Here is an 18,159-nt window from a genome sequence, read left to right as displayed (position 1 = left end):
CGCGATAGCGGTGTATCAGTCAACATCGTTGTTAACTGATACACCGCTATCGCGAGCAGGCTCACTCCTACAGGGGATCTCGGTTTCCACAGGGGTTCTCAGTCAGGCTGGGCGACCGGGAAACTATTCCGCAGCGCAGGTTCCTGCCTGATCATCCGCTTCATCTTCCACTCAAACGCCCACGTCAGGCTCACCGCCGCGCACGCCAATCCCAGCGCCAATCCCCACCAGACGCCTGTCGGTCCCCAATTCAAATGGAAGGCCATCCACCAGGCAGCCGGCGCGCCAATCAGCCAATAACAGCCCAAACCCACCAGGAACGTGGTCTTCGCATCCTTGAGCCCGCGAATGCAGCCCATGGCGATGGTTTGCGTGCCGTCGAACAGCTCGAACCACGCGGCGACCGCCAACAGGCTCACGGCCAGGTTGATGACGTCACGGAACGCCGGGTCGTTGTGGTCCAGGAACAAACCGATCAACTGATTCGGCAGCAACCAGAAGACCATGGCGAAGGCAATCATCGCCGCCGCGCCAAAAGCAATGCCGACCCGCCCGGCCAGCCGCGCGCTTAACAACTGCCCGGCGCCGTAGTGCTGTCCGATGCGCATGGTGATCGCATAGGAAATCCCCGCCGGAACCATGAATGCCACCGAGACGATTTGCAGGGCGATCTGGTGTGCGCCCATTTGCGTACTGCCCATGGTGCCCATGCACAGCGCGGCGAACGCAAACAGTCCGACTTCCACTGCGTAGGTGCCGCCAATCGGCAAGCCCAGGCGCCACAGTTCCTTCAGATACTGACGGTTAGGCCGCGACAAGCCCTGACGCAAGGGATAAGCGTCGTAAGCCGGATGCCGATGGATGTGCCAGGCCAGCGCCAGCGCCATGCAGTTGGCGACGATAGCGGTGACCAGCCCGATGCCCATCAGCCCCAGTTTCGGCAGGCCGAACATGCCGGTAATCAATGCGTAATTGAGCAGGAAGTTGGCCACGGTGCCGCCGAGGCTGATGACCATCACCGGTGTTGCCCGGCCGATGGCGCTGGTGAAGCCGCGCAAGGCCATGAAGCTCAGGTAGCCGGGCAGGGCGAACGGCAGGATCAACAGGAACTGCCCGGCCGCGTGGACGTTGGTTTCGGTCTGGCCGAACAGCAGCAACACCGGTTTGAGGTTCCACAGCAGCAGCCCGGCCACCAACGCCATCAACCACGCCAGCCATAACCCGGCCTGGGTCAGCCTGGCGGCGCCGACGATGTCGCCGGCACCCTGACGGATCGCCACCAGAGTGCCGACCGCGGCGATCACGCCAATGCAGAAGATCGACACGAACGAGTAAGTGGCGGCGCCCAAACCGCCACCGGCCAGCGCTTCGGGACTCAGGCGCGCCATCATCAAGGTGTCGGTGAGGACCATCAGCATGTGCGCCAACTGCGAGGCAATCAACGGCCCCGCCAGCCGCAGGATGGCCCAGAGTTCGGTACGTGCTGGATGCTGCATGGTCATCACGCTCGATAATTGAAGAGGGACAGAAAGCGTCGATTCTCGGCGCTCTACGGGGTTTGCACAAAGGGATAAAAAGGATGGGTGGCATGATTCAAACTCATGCTGGAGAGTTTCTGCTAGGGTGATCGAATCCCGCTATAGGAGCTTTCCGAATGTCCCGTCGTCTTCCTCCCTTGTATGCCCTGCGCGCATTCGAAGCGGCGGCGCGGCACAGTTCGTTTACCCGTGCGGCCGAAGAACTGTCGATCACCCAAAGCGCGGTTAGCCGACACATTCGTACGCTCGAAGAGCATTTCGCCTGTCGATTGTTTCACCGCAGTGGGCGCAATCTGCAATTGACCGAGTCGGCGCGGCTGATCCTGCCCGGCATTCGCGAAGGCTTCACCGCCCTGGAGCGGGCCTGCAATACCTTGCGCGCCGAAGATGACATCCTGCGCATGAAAGCGCCGTCGACCCTGACCATGCGCTGGCTGCTGGCACGGCTCAGCCGCTTTCGGCACTTGCAACCGGGCAACGAAGTGCAATTGACCAGCGCGTGGATGGACGTCGATTCGGTGGACTTCAACCATGAGCCGTTCGACTGCGCCGTCATCCTCAGTAACGGAAATTTCCCACCGGACTGGGAGACGAGTTTCCTGTTCCCGGAAGAGCTGATTCCAGTCGGTGCGCCGAATCTTCTGCAGGATCAACCGTGGGATGTCGCACGGCTGGCCAATGCCGAACTGCTGCACCCGACTCCGGATCGCCGCGACTGGCGCAGTTGGCTGGAACGCATGGGGCTGGCGGATCAGGTATCGCTCAAGGGCGGACAGGTGTTCGACACGCTGGAACTGGGCATGATCGCCGCTGCCCGAGGGTATGGCGTGTCCATGGGCGATCTGCTGATGGTGGCGGAAGATGTGGCTCAGGGACGTCTGAGCCTGCCGTGGCCGACGGCCGTCGCCAGCGGTGAGAAATATTACCTGGTCTGGCCGAAAACCCGTCCCGGAGGTGAACGTTTACGTAGGCTCAGCGACTTCCTGCAAGGCGAAGCCCGAGCAATGGAATTGCCCGACGTTCAACATTTGGGCTGAATAGATGGCCGCTGCAATGACGGCCTCGAGCTCTATGCCCGCACTTTTGGTACTGGCGCGTCCATGCGCCAGACGACCTTTTTCAGCGCTTGATCAGGGAAATCTTGGTGCCCTCGATGCTGATCCCGGCCATTAACCCCTGCTGGTCGAAAATGAACGCGTAGGCATCGTCCTTCACTGTCGTGCTGGACAGATTCTTCGCCACTCCTTCATCAACCAATACAACGGTGGGCCCTACGCCGACTTCCCAACCCTTGGTTTGACGCAGATAGTCCACGGCTTTGTCGGTCATCAGGAAAACCGCATAGCCATACGACTGGGCGCCTGCCTGCAGTCCCCAGGACCCGGTTACGGAGTTGTAATAGTTCTCTACTTGCGAGCCTTTCATCAGCACGCCTTCACCATAGCTGCCACCAAACACAAGGCCGGCCTTGATGATTTTCGGGAAGACAAGAATCGCTTTGGCATTCTGCGAAATGTTTTTGGCAACGGGTGAGGCCTTGTAAAGCGTTTGCAACGCTTGCTTGGAATCGGCATTCAGGTCCTCGGCGGTTGCCGCACCTGCAGTGTTGAGGAGGCTCGCTGATGCCAATGATGCTGTCGCGAGGAAGATCGATAGGAAGAAGCGCATTGACTGAGTCATGTTAGTACTCCGATACGGGAGCATTGGATGTCAGCAGTCAGCACTTGCCCCTCGGAACGATCCGAGCCTGCTGAAACTATCCGGCGCACCCTAAAGTATGTGAGCTACTGACTTCGCCCTTGAATGAGGCCTTTGAACATTGGCGACGTCATCACCTGCTTTGACCTCTGGGTATCAGCCGGGTTCGTTGTCACCCACGACGATGGAATCAGATTTCGGATTGGACCCTCTTCGCGAGCAAGCCCACACGGACTGCGCTTAACTGACTGGCACATCAACAGTCTGCGACGCATGCGCCGTCTCCAGCGGAATCTCCAGGGTGAAAACCGCTCCGTGGCCTGGCCCATCGCTATGCACGCGAAGATGCCCGTTCATTTCTACCGCCGCCAGCGCACAACTGTGCAGGCCAAAACCATGGCCTTCCTTACGTGTGGTGAAGCCGTGATTAAAGATGCGGGTGATGTTCTCGGCAGCGATCCCTTCGCCCTGGTCTTCCACGCTGAGGCGCAGTGTTGCGTTATCGACAATCTTGACGCCCAGTATCATCTGGCGCTGACGATCGCTGATCTTGGACATTGCATATTTGGCATTGCTGATCAGGTTGATCAGGATCAACAGCAGTCGGTGTTTGTCGCCGATGATCGTCGGCGTGTCCTGGTAGTCCTTGGTGACAACGACATGATGGCGACTCAACGCACCGGAATTCATGCGTAGCGCGTCCTCGAACAGATCGACGACGTTCAACGGCTCGACCAGCCTGGCGGCGCCGGCATAGGCCTGTTGGGTGGAAACAATGTCCTTGATGTGATCGATGCTTTTGGTGAGTTGTGATAGTTCGTCAACGATGCTCGATTGTTCGGTCGCGATGGAGTCGACCAGTTGATTGAAGTAACCGCGCAGCAGTTTGCCTTTTTCATCGAAGGTCATGAATTGCCCCAGGTCGTCGGCATGCTCGTTCATCATGTTTACCGCTTTACCCAGGCCCAGGGTTTTGCTGACCGCTATTTTGCGGGTGATTAAATCTGCCGATACGTTAACGCTGTTCAGCACATTGCCGACGTTGTGCAACACATTGGTGGCGATCTCAGCCATGCCGGCCATTCGCGCGGCATCGACCAATTCGCGCTCGGCTTCGATCAACTCGCGGGTGCGTTCCTCGACGCGTTGCTCCAATCGCTCGTTTGCCGTTTGCAATTCATTGTTCATTTTGTTGATCAGGGCATAACTGCGAATCAGGCGGCCGGCCAGATACAACAGCAGCAACGCCATGATGCCGGCGCATATTCCGAGATAAAGGTGATATTGGCGGTCTGTCGCGCCGGTGCGCCGTTGTGTCTCGTTCAATAATTCGTTGATGCTGTCCAGTTGCTGTGCGACCGGAATCACACTGATGCGGTCAAGCAGATCATTGACGATAGGCTGCTCTCGAACGATGGCGTTTACATGCTCGACAAAAGCAGTAAAAGGCTGGCGCCGATCAAGTGGCAGCTGGTCGATGAATTCGTTGAGTTCGTTCAGTTGATGGGCGATTTCGTCGGCTTTGTCACGGGATACATAGAGGGCGTACTCGAGGGTTGCCAGTGTGAGATCGAATACGGTTGAGGCGGCGGTTACATCCTGAGCGTTGTCGTCCAGTAATGCCTGAATGTCATCTTCCTGTTCAGGCAGGGCATCCAGTGAAGTGCGCAATACCGTGTTGTGCTGTTTGAATTGCTCGACCAATCGGGTTTTGTTTTCCACCGCATTCAGATAACCCTGGCGTCGGGATTGCCAAAGGGTCGAAAGCGGTCCGGCAGCGTTGAGGTCGTCGAGCTTCTGCCATCGTTGCTCTGCTTCAGGATGCGCTACCAGAAGCAGATTGTTGTTCATGCCGATCTTTGCTCTCAGGATCTTCACGTTCCAGTTGGCATCGAACTGCTTGAGTTGGCGAACGAAGTCGCGCGACTCGAAGTAGGTCGATGTGTCGTAGGTATAGGATTTGATCAGCAAAAATATCAGTACGCTGAAAAGGGTCAGCGTAATGGCGCCCAGGGCAGTCCATTTGTAATGATTGGAAAGCTTCATTGCGGCAGTTCTCCCTGGGCCTTCTTGAAAGAGAGGGATTGCCGACGGTTAATGATTTCCATTTTTGCGCTCCCTGCAAAATGGCGATAGTCACCACAATGTTTGTAAGCCTAGCGTTGTTGGCGGACATCGTTGATAAATACACCGAATGCACTATCGCTATCTGCACCGCTATCGTGTCAATCAGGCTCGTCGCGCTTGTTGCGCCGCCCACGATTGATCGGCGCGTCATGGTCGCGGTAATGCCGGGGCTGGCTTTAACGGCAGCAGAGGCGGGAATTCCTCCGGCGTGAGGGTTTCCTTTTCCAGCAACAGGCGGGCCCCCTCATCCAGGTCGGCCCGGCGACTCTCCAGCAATGCCTTGGCCCGTTGGTAGGCTTCATCGAGCAGGGCGCGGATACCCAGGTCGATTTCCCGGGCGGTCTGCTCCGAATAATCCTTCTCGCCCACCGTGGCCATGCGGTCTCCCAGGTACGTTGCGTTTTGCCGTTCCAGCACCGATTGTCCGAGTTCAGTGCTCATGCCGAACCGGGTGATCAATTGGCGGGCGATATCGGTCGCGCGGACCAGATCATCGGCGGCTCCGGTGGAGATCTGGCCATAGACCAGATCTTCGGCGGCGCGCCCGGCCATCAGTACGACAATCCGGTCCTTGAGGGTCTGGCAACTGATCAGGAAGTGATCCTCGGTCGGTCGCTGCAGGGTATAGCCGAGCGAGCCGATGGCGCGGGGCACAATCGACACTTTATGCACCGGGTCCATCGCCGGCAGCGTGCTGGCGGCCAGGGCATGCCCCATTTCGTGATAGGCCACCACTCGGCGCTCGTCGGCATCGAGCAGGCTGCTCTTGCGTTCGAGCCCCGCGATGAGGCGTTCTACCGCTGCGGTGAAATCGTTCAGGCTGACCGCTTCGGCGCCACGTCGGGTGGCGACGATGGCCGCTTCGTTAACCAGATTGGCCAGGTCGGCGCCGGTGAAACCGGTGGTGATCTCGGCGATACGTGCGCCATCGAGCCCTGGCTCCACGATGACTTTCTTGAGATGAACCTTGAGGATTGCTTCCCGGCCTTTGCGGTCGGGGCGGTCGATCAGAATCTGCCGATCGAAGCGCCCGGCCCGCAACAACGCCGGATCAAGGACCTCCGGACGGTTGGTCGCGGCCAGCAACACCACGCCCTCGCGGGGATCGAAGCCATCCAGCTCGGCCAGTAACTGGTTGAGGGTCTGTTCTTTTTCGTCATTGCCGCCCAGCGTACCGACGCCGCGCATCTTGCCCAGCGCATCGAGTTCATCGATGAAGATGATGCAGGGTGCTGCCTGCCGTGCCTGTTCGAAAAGGTCGCGGACCCGGGCGGCACCGACCCCGACGAACATCTCGACGAACTCGGAGCCGGAGATCGAGAAAAATGGCACACCGGCTTCACCGGCGATGGCTTTGGCCACCAGCGTCTTGCCGGTGCCGGGCGGGCCGACCAGCAAGGTTCCCTTGGGAATGTGTGCGCCCAGGCGTTCGTATCGGGCCGTGTCCTTGAGAAACGAGACGATTTCCACCAGCTCGGCCTTGGCTTCGTCGATGCCTGCGACATCGGCGAAGGTCACGCCAGTGTCGCGTTCGACAAACACCTTGGCCCGGGATTTACCGACATTCATCAAACCGCCAAGACCTTGTTTGTCCACCATCCCGCGAAACAGAAAATTCCAGAACACCATGATCAGGACAAAGGGCAACAGCCAGCCCAACAGGCTGCTCATAAAGGTGTTTTCGATGATTCCGGTAAAACTGGCGCCTGATTGAGAGAGTTCTGTCGCCAGCGCCGGATCGACCCGCACGGTGGAGAACCGATCGCGTCCGTTGATGGGCTCTTGCAACTTGCCGCTGATCTGATCCTTGTTGACCTGCAAATCACTGACTTTTTGCTCGTTCAACAATTGCAGAAACTGGCTGTACGGGAGGGGCTGCACCGCCTGGCGCTCGCCAAAGAAAATCTGCATGAGGCTCAGCACGATAAAAGCGATCGCGAAGTAGGACAGATTCCACTGCTCATTCTTTTTCATGGCCTTGGCTCAGCATCAGCATCAGCATGAGAACGCAGGGTCGTCAAAAACGAGCCACGCACGCCTGATGCTGGTTTAACACTTGAACCTGTGGGAGCGAGCAGGCTCGCTCCCACAGGTTTATGCACATCAACTGACTGGCATTAAACCGCGCCCGCCCGGTTATTTTTAGACCCCATCAAAAAAGCCCCGTGCCGGCTTCCCGACAAGGGGCTTTTCTGGCGTGAAGGGTTGTCTCGAATTCAACCGGATTTGATTTGCACCTTTTTGTCCGCTTTCATCGCTTCCGGCTTTTTCGGCAGCGAAATACTCAGTACGCCATTGCTGAATGTGGCTTCGATCTTGTCGCCGTCGACACCTTTTGGCAGGCTGAATGCTCGCTCGAAGGCGCCATAGTGACGCTCTGACAGGTGATAGCCCTTTCTTTTTTCTTCCTTGTCCTCCTTCTTTTCACCCTTGATGATCAAATTGCCGTTGGACAATTTGATGTCGATATTTTCCTGGTCCATGCCTGGCAATTCAGCGGTGATTTCGAAGCTTTCATCTTTCTCGGTAATGTCCACCGCAGGCAGGCTGCGGCCGATAAATTCCCGACTCCAGAACGGTTCGACATCGAACAGCCCTCGCCGAAAAGGCGTCAGCCCCGAGCCACGATTGAAGTCTTCGAACAGGTGATCGACCTGCTGGCGCAGTTTTTCCAGAGGACGCCAAGGGTCTGATGTAGCCGTCGGTTGCTGACTGGTTTTTTCATCGTCGGTCTGTACCGGCATTTTCTTCTCGAAATTGGCCATTTTTCATTCCTCCTATCGAGTACTGCGGTGGGCCGGGAACAACTCGGAGGCCGGTCCACCACGACAAATTCAGGCCTTGCCCTGAAAGATTAGTATTCCTGCGACCGCCAGACCGACCAACAGTCGGTTTCTGACGGTGAGCCGTCTATTTCGAGAGCTTGCGCGCACCGATGACTGGTGAGAATTCTGTTTGTAACTATTCGAAGAAAACCCGTCGGTAAGAAGGTTGTGCGAGTACCAATACTCAAGTAATCCGATTGCCCGCCGAAAATGCAGGTGGAACCTTCGTGCAGGTTCGACGCAATTCCCATTATTAGAATTTTGCTGAGTGTGCAGCCAGATCAAGGAAGATCCGGTCGCTCGGCCAGGAGCTGTCATGTCTCAACCTCGTGCCCGGATCGCCTCACAGCTTGGTCTTGCGCTTGCCGTGATACTGGCGATCGTCATCAGCGGCAGTACCGTGTTCGCCCTGCGTTCGCTGGACACCGCCAACCTCGCCACCCGCGAAGAGCACCTGGCCAGTGAAGCCCGGTTGCTGGCCGATCAATTGAGCACCTTTCACGGCACATTGCGTGAAAGCACCCAGCGTCTGGCCGGCCTGTTCGAGAAACGCTTCAACGCGGGCCTGAGCGTGCATCCGGACGAGCCGGTAACCGTGGCGGGCATCCAGACGCCGGGTCTGCATCTGGGCGCCGAAGTGTTGAACAACAACTTCAAGGAAGTCGACGAGTTCAAGCAAATGACGGCGGGTGTGGCCACGGTGTTCGTGCGTAGCGGCGACGACTTCATTCGGGTCAGCACCAATGTCAGCAAACAGGACGGCAACCGGGCTATCGGCACCGTGCTCGATCACGCGAACCCGGCATACACCCGTTTGATGGCGGGGCAGAGCTTCGTCGGTCGGTCGTTGCTTTTCGAACGCTTCTACATGTCGCAGTACACCCCCGTACGGGACACCAGCGGTAAGGTCATTGCCGTGTTGTACGTAGGATTCGACTACACCGACGCGCAGAACGCGCAGTTCGCCAACCTCAAGCGCTTCCGCATCGGCCAGACCGGCTCTCTGGCGTTGCTCGATGAGCAGAACAAATGGCTGGTGCCGATCGCCGGCGTGCAAGCACTGGAGCGGGCTGTCCCCGCGATCAACAGCCTGGTGAAGACTCCGGGCAAGGGCGAGTTCTGGAGCGACAAGGCCGAAGATTTCTACAGCATTGCCGTACCGTTTGAAGACGGTCCATGGTCGGTCGTGGCGAGCATGCCGAAAACCGAAATCCGTGCCGTGACGTGGAGTGTCGGCATTCAATTGGCGATTGGCAGTCTGGCGGCGATGTTGATCGCTGTGGGCTCGGCAGTCTGGTTGCTACGCAGCAAGCTCGCCCCCTTGGGTGATCTGGTGCGACAGGCCGAAGCCTTGGGCGCCGGTGATTTGAGCGTGCGGCTGAACGTATCGAGCAACGACGAAATCGGCCAGTTGGCCCGTGCGTTCAACCAGATGAGCCAGGCGCTGTCGACCATGGTCGAGCACATCCGCAAGGCCTCGCAAGAGGTCAACAGCCGTGCCCAGGCCTTGTCCGGTCTCTCCGGTGGCGCCTATGAAGGGATGGAGCAGCAGTCGGGCGAAATCACCAGCATGGCCGGCGCGGTGGAAGAGTTCAGCGCCACGTCTTTGAACATTGCCGACAACATGGGCAGCACTCAGCGTCTGGCTCAAGAAAACGCACAACAAACCCAGATCGGTCGTACGTCGATGGACGAAGCGTCCTCGTCCCTGGAGCAAATCGCTGGCGCGCTGAACAGCACGGCGACGGTGATCAATACCTTGGGCCAGCGCTCCCAGGAAATCGGCGGCATTGTCGGGGTGATCACCTCGATCGCCGAGCAAACCAACTTGCTGGCGCTCAACGCCGCCATCGAAGCCGCGCGCGCCGGCGAACAGGGGCGTGGTTTTGCCGTCGTGGCTGATGAAGTTCGTAATCTGGCGTCGCGCACCCGCCAGGCGACGGACGAGATTTCCGGGATGATCCAGAGCATTCAGCTGGAAACCGGGAACGCCATCAGCACCATGGAGCAGGGTAACTTGCTGATGCAGGAAGGCCTGTCGCGCAACGCCAACGTCGCGTCGGCGCTGGCGCGGATTGACGAGCAAAGCCGTTCGGCCGGGCAGCAATTCGCCGCCATCACCACCGCGACCCAGGAACAAAGCAGCACCGCGACCCTGCTCAGCAGCAATCTGCAAAGCATCGCCTTGGCGAACAGTGAGCAGCGAGAAGTCGTGTCGAACCTGGCTGTGACGGCCAAAGAGCTGGAGAAGCTCGCGGCGGACTTGCGTCATGAGGTTGACCGGTTTCGTTGAGTCGCCTCTGAAATCGCCATCGCGAGCAGGCTCACTCCCACATTGGATCGAAGGTGAACACAGAATTTGTGAACACCCTGGATCAACTGTGGGAGTGAGCCTGCTCGCGATGGCAGCGACTCGATCCCGATTTGTCGCAAATCTGCGAATCAATTCCTCTCTAGTCGTCTTCCTTGGCATTTAGCACCAATGTCTCTGTTTTTGTGCTTGCTGAAACGTTTCTTCAAGTCTATAAAAATGGCACAACTCCAAGAAAGGCTGCTGCCATGACCCCGCTCAAACTCTTCGTTGCCCTCAGCGCACTGTCCGCTGCTTCCCAAGCCATGGCCTGGGACTATGTTTTGCTCGACACCGACAAAGCCGCCCAGAACTGGCAAATCACCAGCCAGCAACTCGGTGTAAAAACCGACAAACCCTTCAGTGTGACCCTGCGCACCTTGCACGGCGGTCGGCAGGAGGGCGTCAGCATCGTCGACATCGATAACGGCACAATGAAACTCTCGGTGGTGCCGACTCGTGGCATGAACGTCCTGCAGGCCTCGGTCGGCGATGTGCGCATGGGCTGGGATTCGCCGGTCAAGGAAGTGGTCAATCCATCCTTCATCGAACTCAACGGCCGTGGTGGCCTGGGCTGGCTGGAAGGTTTCAACGAACTGGTCACCCGCTGCGGCTACGAATGGGTCGGCCACCCTGGCATGGACAATGGTGAACTGCTAACCCTGCACGGTCGCGCCGCCAACATCCCCGCGAACAAAGTCACCCTGCACATCGATGAAAAACCGCCGTATGCCATAACCCTGCGCGGTGAGCTGAAAGAACAGGCGTTCAAGAAAGTCGATTTCTCCGTCGCGACCGAACTGGTCACCGAGCCCGGCAGCGTAGCGTTCGCCCTCAACGACACCCTGACCAACAACGGCGACTATCCGAAGGAATACCAGGCGCTGTACCACAGCAACTTCAGCACCCCGTTCCTGGAACAGGGCGCCCGCTTCGCCGCGCCGGTGAAACAGGTGTCGCCGTTCAACGACAAGGCCAAAGGTGATCTGCCGGACTGGCAAACCTACCGCGCACCGACCAAGGACTACGACGAAACGGTTTACAACGTGGTGCCGTATGCCGATGCCAAGGGCGATACGTTGACCGTGCTGCATAACAAGGCCGGTAGCCTGGGTGTCTCGGTCGGCTTCAATACTCAAACACTGCCCGTGTTCTCCCTGTGGAAAAACACCGATACCCAAGGGCAGGGCTATGTCACGGGGCTGGAACCGGGAACGAGTTTTTCCTACAACCGCCGGTATCAGCGGCCACTGAACCTGGTGCCGACGATTGGGCCGAAGGAACAGAAGCAGTTCGGGATCAGCTACAGCTTGTTGGCGGATAAGGCGGCTGTGGATAAGGCGTTGAAGCGGGTGAGCGAGATTCAGGGTGGGCGGGAGACTGAGGTGCGGCAGACGCCGTTGGTTGATCTGACCAAGGGGTGACGCCAGCTAGAGTGTTGTTGGCCGATATTGCAGCGCTTCGGCCAAGTGTTCACGGGTAATGCCTTCGACTTGCTCAAGGTCCGCCAAGGTGCGAGCCACCTTGAGCAGTCGATGGGCCGCGCGCAGTGATAGGGTCAGTCGTTCACACGCCGTTTCCAGCCAGGTTTCGTCAACGGTGGATAACTTGCAGTGTCTGCGCAGGCCCGGCAAATCGAGGAACGCATTGGCGCAACCTTGACGCGTTTGTTGGCGTTCTCGCGCATCGGCCACCAACTCGGCGGCGGTGGCAGTGTCGTCGCCGGGTTTCAACGCAGGATTCAATGCCGTGGCTTCGCGAGCGACGGTCAGGTGCAGATCGATGCGGTCCAGCAGTGGCCCCGACAGCTTGTTGCGGTAACGCTGGACCATGTCCGGCGTACAACTGCATTTACCACTGGGCTCGCCAAGATATCCACAGGGGCAGGGATTCATCGCCGCGACCAGTTGAAAGCGTGCCGGGAAGCGTACGCGGTCCTTGGCGCGGGAGATCACGATGTGGCCGGATTCCAGTGGCTCTCTCAATACCTCCAATACCTTGCGATCAAATTCCGGAAGCTCATCGAGGAACAGCACGCCATGATGGGCGAGGGTGATTTCCCCGGGTTGCGGTTTCGAGCCACCGCCCACCAGTGCCGGGCCTGAAGCGGAGTGGTGCGGCTGTCGGAAGGGACGCTGTGGCCAATGACTCAACGGCACACAACTGGCGACCGATTGAATCGCCGCGACTTCCAGTGCTTCGCTCTCGGCCAATGGCGGTAACAACCCTGGCAGACGGCTCGCCAATAACGTTTTCCCCGTCCCCGGCGGTCCGCTGAACAGCAAGTTATGAGCACCCGCCGCCGCAATCAGCAAGGCTCGCTTGGCCGCAAGTTGCCCCTGCACTTCGTTCAAGTCTGGATAGGGTTTGCTGGCGTAGAGCAAACCGTTGGAAGCATAGGGGGCGATGGGCGTGTGGCCATTGAAATGCGCGACCGCTTCCAGCAAATGATCCACCGCAATCACCTTCAACCCCGAAGCCAGGCAGGCCTCCTCGGCATTCGCCCGCGGCACTACCAGCGTGCGCCCGGCCTTGCGCGCCGCCAGCGCCGCCGGCAACACCCCGCGAACCGCCCGCACCGCACCCGATAGCGCCAACTCCCCAAGACACTCCACATCATCCAGCGTCAAAGTCGGTACCTGCACACTGGCCGACAGAATCCCCAATGCAATCGCCAGATCGAACCTCCCGCCGTCCTTTGGCAAATCGGCAGGGGCGAGATTCAAGGTGATGCGCCGTGCCGGAAATTGCAGGCCCGAATTGATGATCGCGCTGCGCACCCGGTCCTTGCTTTCCTTCACCGCCGCCTCGGGCAGCCCGACCATGGTCAGCGACGGCAAGCCGTTGGCCAGGTGCACTTCTACGGTAACGGCGGGTGCTTCTACGCCGACCTGGGCGCGGCTGTGGACGATGGAGAGGGACATGGTCGTTCCTTGAGCTGACGAGGACCGCTTCCTGCGGTTTTTTGAAGGGTAGTTGGCGGAGGAAGTTCTGGTGGGGTGGTTTAGGCGACAAACTTTCACTGGATGTTGCAAGTACGAAGCAGGCCAATCGCGAGGCACAAAAAAACCGCCACTCGGGCGGTTTCTTCGGGGAGCCTGGTCAGGCTCGTGCACCTGCAAGCAAGCCATCAGGTTCAAGTTCTTTGCCATACGTTGCTGCGACTTTAAAAAAGCGACGCTGACTGGCAGAAACGTTTCCGGCCAAGCGGAGCGCCTCGGCATGATACTCAGCGATCATTAATGGCTTCGCTTTTTGCTTTTTGGGTTTCATAGACACCTCGCGTGCCTGGATGAGTGGATTGATCTTATTGGTCGTCTAGCGAAAAGACAAGGCGGTTGGTTTTGTCAAAAATGAATCCAAGTTTTTGATAATAGTAAATGGCACCCGGGTCGGGTTCTTGTACCTCGATCTCATCGCAGCCCAGCATCCGCGCATAAAGTTCCGTAGCCAGCAATGCAATTGGAGCGATCCAGCCTCGCAAAGCGGGGGTGTTTCTTGTATGTCCCTGCAAAAGCACAATTTTTATGCAGATAGTGCTTTCACGCGGAGTCGCATAGCACAAGCCACAGAGCTCTTCTTCATACCAGATAGCCAGATCCAGCCCCCTTGCATCCTTACGCTTCCAGTCCGGAACGCATTCCCACGGGTACAGGGTTACTGCTTCCCACAGATGACAGGAGTTGATTGCAGCCGCGGTGATCGGATCGAGCCTGAGTGCTGAGACGTTGATTCCTGCGGCACGAATGTCAGGATCATCGGACATGGCTTCATAAGTGAGATTTCGAGCATCAGACTTGAATATCTGATTGCGGAGTTCTGTGCCTTTTCCTTTTCTTCTCATCGCTTTTGTACTGTTGAGATCGAGTCGAAGAAGGTAACGGACGCGGGCGTGGTCACGTAATCAGGCGGAGGAGCTGGCTACCGTAGGACCGTGCTTAGATGAATGAAGGACGTCAGAAGCGCAACAGGTGGAATTGGGTATGGTTGTGGAAAATGACTACGTCTGGCGGGCAGCAAACGTAGTCCATAGGCGGTGCAAATTGGTGTTAAAACGATTGCAGCATCCGCGAAGCTCGCTTCCACCAAGGCGCATTGACCGTACGTTTTGACTCATCCTGAAGAGGCAGCACGTATGGAATATCCTGCAACCGAATCCACGGCTGGTTGTTCCAGTGCAGCAAACTCAACGACATCTGCGGCCAATTCAGCAGACTCAGTATCGGGCGTTCGGTTGAGGTGGGTTGTTGGGCGTCTCTGAGAGCTGGCACTACGTCGTGGGTCAGCCATTCGCGCAGGCCTCGGTATTCGGGGCAGTAGTGGTAGATCAGTAACGCGTAGACGCCGGATTCGCTGATCAGCAGTGTGTTTTCAATGGTGCCGTGGATGAGCATCTGCAGATTTTGGTGTTGGTCGGGATCGAGTTTGCGTAGCGCTCGTTCGTCGAGGAAGAGACGTAGCAGTCGGCCAAGGTCTCGGGCGCTGAACCAGGGTTGGTTTTCCAGAAGGAGGGCGTGGAGGTGGAGTTTGTGGCGGGTGAAGACGTGGGGGATTAGATAAGCGTCATCGCTATTCATTGATACAGCTCCTTTTGCTAAAGGGGCTGCCGTCAATCGTCGCCAAACGATTGGGTGGCAGCTGTACGCGGGTTGGCGAACCGGAGCAAAAGGAACCCGGCAGACCCGAAGATCTCCCACGCACAACCGCCATGACTCGATGTGGCGGGAATAAGCCCGCCATCGGATGGTCGTCGTGCGCCTTAAGCTTCCGGGTCGCCAAACCCAGTGCTGAACATTCAGCATTAGGTGAGCTTAGAAACCGGGGCTTTGCGACGCAATCGGACGGCGGTGGTTTTCTTGTAGGACGTTGCCGGGGTTTTTGAGGGCTTAAAGATCAAAAGATCGCAGCCTTCGGCAGCTCCTACAGGGGTGGTCTGTCCCATGTGGGAGGGCTGGTAGACCGAGGCGACCCCATTCGCGGGCAAGCCCGCTCCCACAGGGGATCGCATTTCACAGAGGAGTTGGTGCGTTACTCGGCAGGTGGATTGAGCTTCGCTTCCAGCTCCGCCACTTTCGCCTCAAGGCTCTCCAACCGTGCGCGGGTGCGTGCCAGTACGACCATCTGGCTGTCGAACTCTTCCCGGCTCACCAGATCCAGCTTGCTGAAGCCGCTCTGCAACAAAGCCTTGAACTGGCTTTCGATTTCGCTTTTTGGCAGTGGGGTGTCGCCGCTGAAGAGGCGGGAGGCGGTGCCGCTCAGGGCGTCGAGGAAGTCTTTGGGCGCGAGCATGGGTAATGTCCTGTCAAACAATGGCGGGCAGTGTATCACGCAGTGTCTATAGTCAATCCCGACAGGAAGTCATGCACGCTTTTCGCGCATGCGGACGGATGGCATCGCACTGTTGTTGTGCGTAACGCAGCGGGAGTAGCGGTGAAGTGGCAGGGATCAGGGGCTAAGGGCCTGAAAACAGGGAGCTTTGTGGAGATGGCAAGCTTTCTGCTTAGCACCTAGTGACCCATGCACTGATGCAGTCACTGTGACGAAATGCAGTGCGCCAAACGGAACGGGGGAAGTGTTTCGTGCGGAGTGGTTAGCAGGCGTCGGACGGGCAGGTAAGGCCGACGATGCGTTACAAAGCCAGGCACTGCGCTTAGACTTGAGTCGGGTTTGTTTTCCTGGGGCAAGTCCACCAATTCGGGAGAGAGTTTTCATGAAGCTAGTCACTGCCATCATCAAGCCGTTCAAACTGGACGACGTACGCGAGTCGCTGTCCGAGATCGGCGTGCAGGGCATTACCGTTACTGAAGTCAAAGGCTTCGGTCGGCAGAAGGGTCACACCGAGCTGTATCGCGGCGCGGAGTACGTGGTCGATTTCCTGCCCAAGGTGAAAATCGATGTCGCCATAGACGACAAGGATCTGGACCGGGTTATCGAGGCGATAACCAAGGCTGCCAACACCGGCAAGATCGGTGACGGCAAGATCTTCGTGGTCAATCTGGAACAGGCGATTCGCATCCGTACCGGCGAAACCGATACCGACGCAATCTAAGCCGCCACAAACCCAACGCCCCAGGAGAAAACAATATGACTCTGCGTAAATTCGCAGGGCTAGGAGCCCTGTTGTCCCTCGTAATGCCCAGCCTGGCTATGGCGGCAGACGAAGTGGCGGCCCCAGTCCTCAACTCCGGCGACACCGCCTGGATGATGACCTCGACAGCCCTTGTGCTGTTCATGACCATTCCCGGCCTCGCGCTGTTCTACGGCGGCATGGTTCGCTCCAAAAACATTCTTTCCGTGATGATGCAATGCTTCGCCATTACCGGCCTGATCAGCATCCTGTGGGTCATTTATGGCTACAGCATCGCGTTCGACACCACTGGCATGGAACAGGGCGTCGTCAACTTCAATTCATTCTTCGGCGGCATGGGCAAGGCGTTCCTTGCCGGTGTCACGCCTTCGAGCCTGACCGGGCCGGCGGCGCTGTTCCCTGAAGCGGTGTTCATCACCTTTCAAATGACCTTCGCCATCATCACCCCAGCGCTGATCGTCGGTGCCTTCGCCGAGCGGATGAAGTTTTCCGCCATGCTGATCTTCATGGGCATCTGGTTCACCCTGGTTTATGCACCGATTGCACACATGGTCTGGTCCGGTAACGGCGGCCTGATGTGGGACTGGGGCGTGCTGGACTTCGCTGGCGGCACCGTGGTGCACATTAACGCCGGTGTGGCTGGTCTGATTGCCTGCCTGGTATTGGGCAAGCGCAAAGGCTTCCCGACCACCCCGATGGCGCCGCACAACCTCGGTTACACCCTGATGGGCGCCGCGATGCTGTGGGTCGGCTGGTTTGGCTTCAACGCCGGTTCCGCTGCCGCCGCCAACGGCACTGCCGGTATGGCGATGCTGGTGACCCAGATCGCAACCGCCGCCGCTGCATTGGGCTGGATGTTCGCCGAGTGGATCACACACGGCAAACCAAGTGCTTTGGGTATTGCATCGGGTGTTGTGGCCGGTCTGGTTGCGATTACGCCAGCCGCTGGCACCGTGGGCCCGATGGGCGCCTTGGTCATCGGTCTGGCAGCCGGCGTGGTGTGCTTCTTCTGCGCCACCACCCTGAAACGCAAACTCGGTTATGACGACTCCCTGGATGCCTTCGGCGTGCACGGCATCGGCGGTATTCTCGGCGCAATCCTGACGGGTGTGTTCGCGGCACCGGCTCTTGGTGGCTTCGGTACCGTGACCGACATTGGTGCACAAGTCTGGATTCAGTGCAAAGGCGTGGGCTTCACGGTGATCTACACCGCGATCGTCACGTTCATCATCCTCAAGGTCCTGGACGCCGTCATGGGGCTGCGTATTACCGAAGAAGAAGAGGCTGTCGGCATCGATCTGGCACTCCACAACGAACGCGGCTACAACTTGTAAGCACGCGCATAAAAAATTTGCCCGGCTTGCCGGGCATTTTTTTGTCTGAAGTTTGTCAGTGAAGGAACTGCTGAAAGGTTTTTTCGTACACGTTTAGAGGCGTTTATGACGAGCGTTTTTCTGCGGCCAATGGCTTACATGATAGAAGGAATATTAGGGCCTTTGTTTTTTCCCAGAGCGCGCTAGAATGCGCCCCGAA

Annotated in this window: 15 protein-coding genes; 5 read left to right on the top strand and 10 right to left on the bottom strand. The window is 58.1% G+C overall.

Annotated elements, in window-relative coordinates:
* Nucleotides 1-98: 98 nt before the first annotated feature.
* Nucleotides 99-1,496, bottom strand: coding sequence for a NorM family multidrug efflux MATE transporter (locus AC3WP4_RS13310; protein ID WP_102614561.1), 1,398 nt, complete (start codon nt 1,494-1,496; stop codon nt 99-101).
* A gap of 158 nt (nt 1,497-1,654) precedes the next feature.
* Here AC3WP4_RS13310 and AC3WP4_RS13305 point away from each other — a divergent pair, with 158 nt between their 5' ends.
* Entirely contained in the window at nt 1,655-2,575 is a 921-nt protein-coding gene (locus AC3WP4_RS13305; RefSeq protein ID WP_008150208.1) for a LysR substrate-binding domain-containing protein, read from the top strand.
* 82 nt (nt 2,576-2,657) lie between these two features.
* Here AC3WP4_RS13305 and AC3WP4_RS13300 read toward each other — a convergent pair whose 3' ends face one another.
* The 4 genes from AC3WP4_RS13300 to AC3WP4_RS13285 form a co-directional block, all read right to left on the bottom strand.
* Nucleotides 2,658-3,218: a lipid-binding SYLF domain-containing protein gene (locus AC3WP4_RS13300; protein ID WP_074871923.1), complete on the bottom strand. Its 561-nt coding sequence runs from the start codon at nt 3,216-3,218 to the stop codon at nt 2,658-2,660.
* A 258-nt stretch (nt 3,219-3,476) separates the two neighbouring features.
* Complete coding sequence (locus AC3WP4_RS13295) at nt 3,477-5,282, bottom strand: DAHL domain-containing protein (protein ID WP_102614562.1); 1,806 nt, start codon at nt 5,280-5,282, stop codon at nt 3,477-3,479.
* A 228-nt stretch (nt 5,283-5,510) separates the two neighbouring features.
* Nucleotides 5,511-7,337, bottom strand: a complete 1,827-nt coding sequence (gene ftsH, locus AC3WP4_RS13290) for an ATP-dependent zinc metalloprotease FtsH (RefSeq protein WP_102614563.1) — start codon at nt 7,335-7,337, stop codon at nt 5,511-5,513.
* Between the two features lie 242 nt (nt 7,338-7,579).
* The gene (locus tag AC3WP4_RS13285; RefSeq protein WP_074871917.1) at nt 7,580-8,128 is read right to left on the bottom strand and encodes an Hsp20/alpha crystallin family protein; all 549 of its coding nucleotides are present in this window, start codon (nt 8,126-8,128) and stop codon (nt 7,580-7,582) included.
* A gap of 376 nt (nt 8,129-8,504) precedes the next feature.
* Here AC3WP4_RS13285 and AC3WP4_RS13280 point away from each other — a divergent pair, with 376 nt between their 5' ends.
* Nucleotides 8,505-10,481: a methyl-accepting chemotaxis protein gene (locus AC3WP4_RS13280; protein ID WP_102614564.1), complete on the top strand. Its 1,977-nt coding sequence runs from the start codon at nt 8,505-8,507 to the stop codon at nt 10,479-10,481.
* Nucleotides 10,482-10,747: 266 nt separating this feature from the next.
* Nucleotides 10,748-11,962, top strand: a complete 1,215-nt coding sequence (locus tag AC3WP4_RS13275; RefSeq protein ID WP_038980773.1) for an aldose 1-epimerase family protein — start codon at nt 10,748-10,750, stop codon at nt 11,960-11,962.
* A 6-nt stretch (nt 11,963-11,968) separates the two neighbouring features.
* Here AC3WP4_RS13275 and AC3WP4_RS13270 read toward each other — a convergent pair whose 3' ends face one another.
* From AC3WP4_RS13270 to AC3WP4_RS13250, 5 genes are all read right to left on the bottom strand, one after another.
* On the bottom strand, nt 11,969-13,462 hold the full coding sequence (locus tag AC3WP4_RS13270) for a YifB family Mg chelatase-like AAA ATPase (protein ID WP_102614565.1): 1,494 nt from the start codon (nt 13,460-13,462) through the stop codon (nt 11,969-11,971).
* Between the two features lie 178 nt (nt 13,463-13,640).
* Nucleotides 13,641-13,811, bottom strand: coding sequence for a hypothetical protein (locus AC3WP4_RS13265; RefSeq protein ID WP_173860504.1), 171 nt, complete (start codon nt 13,809-13,811; stop codon nt 13,641-13,643).
* Nucleotides 13,812-13,845: 34 nt separating this feature from the next.
* A complete protein-coding gene (locus tag AC3WP4_RS13260) occupies nt 13,846-14,382 on the bottom strand; it encodes an N-acetyltransferase (protein ID WP_102614566.1) in 537 nt (178 codons plus the stop codon).
* 205 nt (nt 14,383-14,587) lie between these two features.
* Nucleotides 14,588-15,115, bottom strand: a complete 528-nt coding sequence (locus AC3WP4_RS13255; RefSeq protein ID WP_102614567.1) for a BRO-N domain-containing protein — start codon at nt 15,113-15,115, stop codon at nt 14,588-14,590.
* Between the two features lie 451 nt (nt 15,116-15,566).
* Entirely contained in the window at nt 15,567-15,827 is a 261-nt protein-coding gene (locus tag AC3WP4_RS13250; RefSeq protein WP_008076132.1) for an accessory factor UbiK family protein, read from the bottom strand.
* Between the two features lie 421 nt (nt 15,828-16,248).
* Here AC3WP4_RS13250 and glnK point away from each other — a divergent pair, with 421 nt between their 5' ends.
* Both glnK and AC3WP4_RS13240 read left to right on the top strand, forming a co-directional pair.
* Nucleotides 16,249-16,587, top strand: a complete 339-nt coding sequence (gene glnK, locus AC3WP4_RS13245; protein ID WP_002555808.1) for a P-II family nitrogen regulator — start codon at nt 16,249-16,251, stop codon at nt 16,585-16,587.
* A gap of 35 nt (nt 16,588-16,622) precedes the next feature.
* On the top strand, nt 16,623-17,960 hold the full coding sequence (locus AC3WP4_RS13240) for an ammonium transporter (RefSeq protein WP_102614568.1): 1,338 nt from the start codon (nt 16,623-16,625) through the stop codon (nt 17,958-17,960).
* Nucleotides 17,961-18,159: the final 199 nt, after the last annotated feature.

It is taken from the genome of Pseudomonas sp. FW305-20, from assembly GCF_058788075.1.
This window is presented reverse-complemented; position numbering and strand designations above follow the sequence as displayed.